Source organism: Leisingera sp. F5 (assembly GCF_001593695.1).
Map to the genome: position 1 here is coordinate 1 of NZ_LUKH01000105.1, position 6,347 is coordinate 6,347.

The following is a 6,347-nucleotide window of genomic DNA, read 5'->3' on the forward strand; positions in this document are numbered from 1 at the left end:
AATGGACGATAGAAATTGTCGATTCCGCGACAGGCGCGGCCAATATCGGTGAATACACGCTGACCTTCGATGACAGCAGCACCACGGGCGGTTCTCTGGCGAGCGTGGCAACCGTTACAGGCGGTGCATATGACGCGACCGCTGGTTCGGTGACTATTAACGTCGCAGGCGGACCGGTTGAGATTAACATTGGCGCCATCGGCGGCAACACCGGTATGAGCCAGCTTGGCGATGAATTTGTTCCAGGCACCACTACAAAAGACGGCAATGCAGTAGGTTCCTTTGTCTCGGTTGAGATCAACGAGAGCGGTGAAAATGAGTTTTACATCCCGAAGGACGGGAATGGCGACTACATCCGGTACGAAGATGTCGGCGAAAGCTACCCCGACACCTTGGAAGTCATGAATGGGCTTATTCCCAGCCATGTGGTGTTCAACGGCGCAGTTGGCGCGCTGACCGGCGAAACCGCGCTGAAGGCCAAACAGGGCGAGAAAGTCCTGTTTGTTCACAGCCAGGCCAACCGTGACAGCCGTCCGCACCTGATCGGCGGCCATGGCGACCTGGTCTGGGAAGCCGGCAAGTTCAACAACGTGCCGGACCGCGATCTGGAAACCTGGTTCATACGCGGCGGCTCTGCCGGGGCGGCGCTGTATGAATTCCTGCAGCCGGGGGTTTATGCCTACGTGAACCACAACCTGATCGAGGCGGTGAACCTCGGTGCGACCGCCCACGTAGTGGTCGAAGGCCAATGGAACAACGACCTGATGGAACAGGTGGTCGCCCCGACCGAATACTCCGGCTCCTGACCTTCGGCCGGATGGGAAACTGGATCGGGCGGCTGCATCACGCGGCCGCCCATATTTGTTTTCAAGGGAGCAGACCCATGAAAGCCGAACTCATCACTGCTGCCCTGGCTGCCGCGATCGGTATTCCCGGGCTGTGGCTTGCTACTCCGGAACCGGTGCTGCAGACCGAAACCGCCGCCATTGCCGCGGCCACGATCCGCTATCGGCCGATCGGCAATTTCCACCAGGGCGGCAAAAGCGTGGTTCCGCCAGAACAGATGCGGCAAGTGGCAGCGTTCGAGATCATGAAACATCATGTCTCGCATGCCGAATATGCCGCCTGTGTGGCGGATGGCGGCTGCAAGCGGGCAGATGCAAACCCGGCAGATGACAGCCTGCCGCAAACACACGTCAGCTGGCATGACGCCACCGCCTACGCGCAATGGTATTCAAAGAAGACCGGCCAGCCGTGGCGGTTGCCGGATGAGGCAGAATGGCAGCTGGCTGCAGCTGAAATCTTTGGCGATGCTTCGGTTGAAACGGATAGCACCGACCCGGCCCAGCGCTGGCTGCGCCAATACGCCCGCGGGGTGACACTGCGTGGCCTGCCAGGACCGGCACAGGACCCCAAAAGCGAACCCGGCACCAACAGCAATGGCCTCAGCGGCCTTGGCGGAAACATCTGGGAATGGACAGCCGGCTGCATGCAAAACGGCGAATTGCGCGAGGACGGCAGCCTCACGTTCGGGGCGCCCTATTGCAGCGCACGCATTACCGGCGGCCGACACCGGGCCGTGGTGATCGACTTCATCCGCGACGCCAGTGTAGGCGGCTGCGCGGTCGGACTGCCGCCGGACTACCTAGGGTTCCGGTTGGTGAAAGAAGGCTGACACAAACGAAAGCGAAATACTCCCGTGCCCAGCTGCACCGGAGCACCTTGGCGGCCTTGGGCATGGCAGCTGCGCTGCCAATTCTGCTGAGGCACAGTTCAAGGGAAATCCTGTCTTGAACAGCCGCTTCGATTGCTGGCGTGGTGCAGGCCAGTGATGCAAGCGGTTGCGCTGCGCGATGCCAAGCAGTGAAGGGTATCCTTAGGATTCCCCCGGACAGGCTAGAGCACCCGGCTTCGGGATCAAGACGCCCGGCTGTAGCGCACCCCTTCAGGCACATGCGCATCAAAGCAGCTTGCGATAATCCGGGTCAGCGGCCGGCCTTCGGGCAGGATCTTCAGTGCCGCATCATCCAATTGCACCAGATCTCCGAACCGCGCCGCGATCCTTGCCAGATCCGCATCCAGCATCGCTGCAAGGCTTCCGAAACGCTGCCTAAGCTCTACCCGGTTCAGCCGGAATTCGCACATCAGCATCTCAATGGCGCGGCCGCGCAGCAAGTCTTCATCGCTCATCACATGCCCGCGGGCGCCGGTCAAATGCCCTGCCTCGACCCTCTGCACATACGCAGGCGTGGCCGCTGCGTTCTGGATATAGCCGCCGGTAAATCGGGAAATCGACGATGCACCGAATCCGATCAGCGTCGGGCAGATGTCATCGGTGTAGCCTTGGAAGTTGCGGCGCAGATGCCCGGTGCGGGCTGCCACCTCAAGCCCGTCGCCGGGCTTGGCGAAATGGTCAATGCCAATGGCGGCAAAGCCCGCCTCGGCGAATTTTTCGGCCGACAGCCCGGCCAGATGATAGCGCGCCTGATCGTCCGGCAGCGTCTCTTCCTTGATCAGTTTCTGCCGCTTCGCCACCCAAGGCACATGCGCATAGCCAAACAGCGCCAACCGGTCCGGCTTCAAACTCAGCACCTTCTCCACCGTATCCGCCATCCGTTCCGGTGTCTGATGCGGCAGCCCGTAAACCAGATCGGCGTTCAACGAGGTGATCCCCGCCGCGCGCAAATCCTCAACACACGCCTTGGTCACTTCGAACGGCTGTTCGCGTCCGATCGCCTGCTGGACCAGCGGGTCAAAATCCTGAATGCCGATGCTGGCGCGGTTCATGCCCTCCGCCGCCAGTGCCGCGATCTTGTCCCGGTCCACCATGGTCGGGTCGATCTCCACCGAGAACTCCCAGTCATCAGTCTGCGGGAACACCGCCTTTACAGCCTGCGCCAGCCGGTGAATAAACGCCGGCGGCAAAATGGTCGGCGTACCGCCCCCCCAGTGCATCCGCCCCATCCGCAGTCCCTTGGGAAGCAAAGGCGCCACTTGCTTCAGCTCTTGCTCCAGCGTTCCAATATAGCTTTCCACCGGGCTCAGCGTCTGAGTGCCTTGTGTGCGGCAGGCGCAAAACCAGCACAGACGCTCGCAGAAAGGGATGTGCAGATAGACGGAAACCGGCACATCCGGATCCAGCGCCTGCAATTCGCGGGCCTGATCCGCGGCGCCGACGGCTGCAGTAAACACCGGCGCGGTTGGGTAAGATGTGTAGCGGGGCACCCGGCTGTCGAACAGCCCAAGGGCTTGGAGGCGGTCAATCTGTTTCATGACTTTGCTATGCCCCTTTTCCAGCCGCGCCACTTTGCGCAGGATCAAACCAGAAATCATTTTGACGCCCGCAGCGACGTCAGAGACGCTTCTTCAACACTCTGATTTAAATCGAAAAAAAATAAATCCCCGATTTTTTCGGGAATTCGGCGCCTGCGTGTATTTTCCGTTTGACGCCCCTCTCGAACCGGCTTATACGCCGGTTCCAAGACACCTGCCCAGGTGGCGGAATTGGTAGACGCGCTAGCTTCAGGTGCTAGTGTCCGTATGGACGTGGAGGTTCGAGTCCTCTCCTGGGCACCATATCCCCCGAATATGTGAATTCTGCACTTGGCAACAGCAGGTATCCATCTGCTCCGGCAAGAAGGCGCCCGCCGTTTCCGGCAGGCACAACGGCAGGTTTCAGGCCGCCGTGTATTGCGGAGCCGTCGCCAGGAACCGGCCATAAGCACTGGCATCCGGCGGTGCAAATTGCTCAACCACCGGGTTGAACCGCTTCCACTGCGTCGCCCCCATATCCATCAGCAGTTCGTCAAAATGCTTAAAATGGAACGGCGCCGAGCACAGGCCGCCATAGATCTGCGCGGCAGGCCGCTCCTTGCGGCGCCAATCAAGCATCATCCGGATATTACTCTCCATTTCCGACCGCGTGGGCTGGCGTGCGAGCTTGCCGTCGGCATAGCGGACCAGCCAGTTCGCCACCATCTCCGCCGATAGGATCGTGCAGAAGCTGGAGTTGAAACCAACAAATCCCATCTCCGGCAAGTCCGGGTTCACCGACAGCCGGTAGGTCCGGTACTGGCCATCAGCCTCGATCAGCTTGTCCAAATGCCGCTTGGCCAGATAGGGGATGCCGAGCTTCCAGCCCACCGCCGAGATCACCAGGTCAGCGCCGATTCTTTCGCCGTTTTCCAGCACCGCCTCATCGCCCTCATACCGCGAAATCGTTGTGCGCCTCGGAATAATCGAGCCGCTTTGGAAACTTTCAAACAGACCTGGCGTCACAATCGGAACCGAACAGGATACATCCTTTTCGATCGGCATTTCGGGCAGCATGTCCCACTTCTTCAACCCCAGCTGAAGCTTCAAAAGCGTCTCCAACCCACGAAAATTGATCCAAATCAACGGTTTCGCCAGACTATAGATTGCCTTGTGCAGCCAGCTGCGGCCCCAACCGTTAAACTGCACCTCCTGCGCACGCATATAAAGCAGCTTCTTAAAGTTGATGCCGCCGACGAAATACGGAACCCGCCAGACATTCTGCCGATAAACAAGATGCACTTGCCGCGCACCATTCTGCACAGCATTCACAGCCACATCGGTGGCAGACTTTGAACCGCCCAGCACGACCACCCTCTTGCCGCGTGCATGGCCTGGGTCGAGATACTCCGAGGAATGCATCACTTCCCCGCCCTGCTCTGTGAAAGCGTCCTGCCCGGGATGGGTCAGGATGTTCCTCTCCGAAAACTGGCCGGTGCAGACCACGGCAAAATCCACATCCCGCACATTGGTTTCACCACCCAATTCTGTCACCAGCCGCCAGCCCGGCTGCCCGTCCGGCCGCCGGTCCATTTCCAGCACGTTTGTGCTCAGTTGAAACAGGTGGTGCAAATCATGCTTGCTGGCATAGGAATGCAGATAGGCATGCACCTGCGGTCCCTTGGGCCACTCCGGATACTCTTGCGGCATCGGGTGGTCGGTATAGCAGTAAAGTTCCTTGGGTGACTGCGTCTGGACCCCCGGATAAGAGCGCGACGGCTCCCACACTCCGCCCAGGTCATGGCTGCGCTCAAACCCCAGAACCTGATGCCCCTTTTCTGCAAAGGCCTTGGCAGCCGCCAGTCCGCTTACTCCGCCGCCGATCACGGCAACCGTTTTGCGTTTTACCATGTCCCGCTCCTTCACTCCGCCGGGGGCGGCAGAAAGTCGACCTCATGCAGCGCCGAAAGCCGCACCAGTTCTTCCGGATCGGTCACACCGTCCAGCACGCAAAACAATTCATACAGCTTACCGGAAGGCGCGACGCCAAACACGCAAGAGGCCGAAGCGCCTGAGCGATTGAAGATGCCATGCGCTACGCCCATCGGCATCCGCACGGTATCTCCTGGCCCGGCCCGATGGACAATACCGTCAAATTCCACCTCCAGCGCGCCCTCCAGCAGAGTGATCCACTCGTCCTGAGCGGGATGGATATGCGGCGGCACAAATGTGCCATCCGGAATCAGCGCGTGCCAGATGAATGCGTTCTCGCTATGCAGCTTGGGCGTATAGGTGTGACCGACTACGTTCCAGGACAGGCCCTCCAGCCCGTCGGCCGCCTTGGTTATTCCCTGATCCAAAGCCATGTTTTTCTCCCTTTTGTCTCTGCCTTCCAGCCTAGGGGCGGCTCCGCAAAAGGATTATCCAAAATGCGCAAAATAGCGCAGGCTGCCACAGTTGCCTGATCGGGCAACCGTGTTAGGCTGAACTAATGACCACACAACAGGTATCAACCAGGCGCGAGCCCTTGCGCGCGTGGCGGCAATTCCACAGCAGCGATATTGATGAAGCGCGCTCGCTTGTCGCACAAAAATTCTGCGATCACCGGCTGGAACCGGCTGGGCAGGCCCGAAGCTTTGGCACCCGCCACAACCATGTCTGCGGACAGAGCCTCTCTCTAAATTACCTCAGCTATGGATCCACCGTGCAGATTGACCCCGGCGAGCTGCAGGATTTCTATCTGGTGCAGATACCCATCGACGGCCAGGCGCAGGTGAATAACGGCGCAGAAACCGAGGTTTCGGACTGCCGCATGGCCACTGTGCTGAATCCGACACGGGCCACACGGATGACCTGGCATGCAGATTGCCGGATGCTGCTTTTGCAGATTGACCGGAAAGCGTTGCATGAAACCGCGGAACGCGCTGCCGGGCTTGCTTTGGCCGAAGCCGTGATTTTCAACATTGCAGTTCCCGTTTCGGCAGGGCCTTTGCACCGTTGGGCACGTCAATTTGCCGCCTGTGTCCACGCCACCGACGCGCAGGCAGGGTTCGGTACCTGGAGCCCTCTACAGCAAAGATTGATCGAAGAGCAGC

At 59.8% G+C, this 6,347-nt stretch carries 4 protein-coding genes, 1 tRNA gene and 2 pseudogenes; 4 read left to right on the forward strand and 3 right to left on the reverse strand.

Annotation, left to right across the window (positions count from 1 at the left end; genetic code table 11):
* Window positions 1-806, forward strand: a pseudogene (locus tag A2I95_RS24800) (nitrite reductase, copper-containing); the annotation flags it as partial.
* Window positions 807-883: 77 nt separating this feature from the next.
* Window positions 884-1,675 carry an SUMF1/EgtB/PvdO family nonheme iron enzyme gene (locus A2I95_RS24805; protein WP_291734169.1) on the forward strand — a complete coding sequence of 264 codons (792 nt, stop codon included), beginning with the start codon at window positions 884-886 and terminating at the stop codon, window positions 1,673-1,675.
* 242 nt (window positions 1,676-1,917) lie between these two features.
* Here A2I95_RS24805 and hemN read toward each other — a convergent pair whose 3' ends face one another.
* Window positions 1,918-3,273 (reverse strand): oxygen-independent coproporphyrinogen III oxidase, encoded by a 1,356-nt coding sequence (gene hemN / locus A2I95_RS24810; protein WP_291734201.1) that lies wholly within the window; start codon window positions 3,271-3,273, stop codon window positions 1,918-1,920.
* Window positions 3,274-3,489: 216 nt separating this feature from the next.
* On the opposite strand from hemN, the gene A2I95_RS24815 reads away from it, so the two are divergent.
* A tRNA-Leu gene (locus A2I95_RS24815) sits at window positions 3,490-3,576 on the forward strand.
* Between the two features lie 99 nt (window positions 3,577-3,675).
* Here the strand turns inward: A2I95_RS24815 and A2I95_RS24820 are convergent.
* Both A2I95_RS24820 and A2I95_RS24825 read right to left on the reverse strand, forming a co-directional pair.
* Entirely contained in the window at window positions 3,676-5,163 is a 1,488-nt protein-coding gene (locus A2I95_RS24820; protein WP_291734174.1) for an FAD-dependent oxidoreductase, read from the reverse strand.
* Window positions 5,164-5,174: 11 nt separating this feature from the next.
* Window positions 5,175-5,618, reverse strand: coding sequence for a cupin domain-containing protein (locus A2I95_RS24825; RefSeq protein ID WP_291734177.1), 444 nt, complete (start codon window positions 5,616-5,618; stop codon window positions 5,175-5,177).
* Between the two features lie 125 nt (window positions 5,619-5,743).
* On the opposite strand from A2I95_RS24825, the pseudogene A2I95_RS24830 reads away from it, so the two are divergent.
* Window positions 5,744-6,347, forward strand: a pseudogene (locus tag A2I95_RS24830) (AraC family transcriptional regulator); the annotation flags it as partial.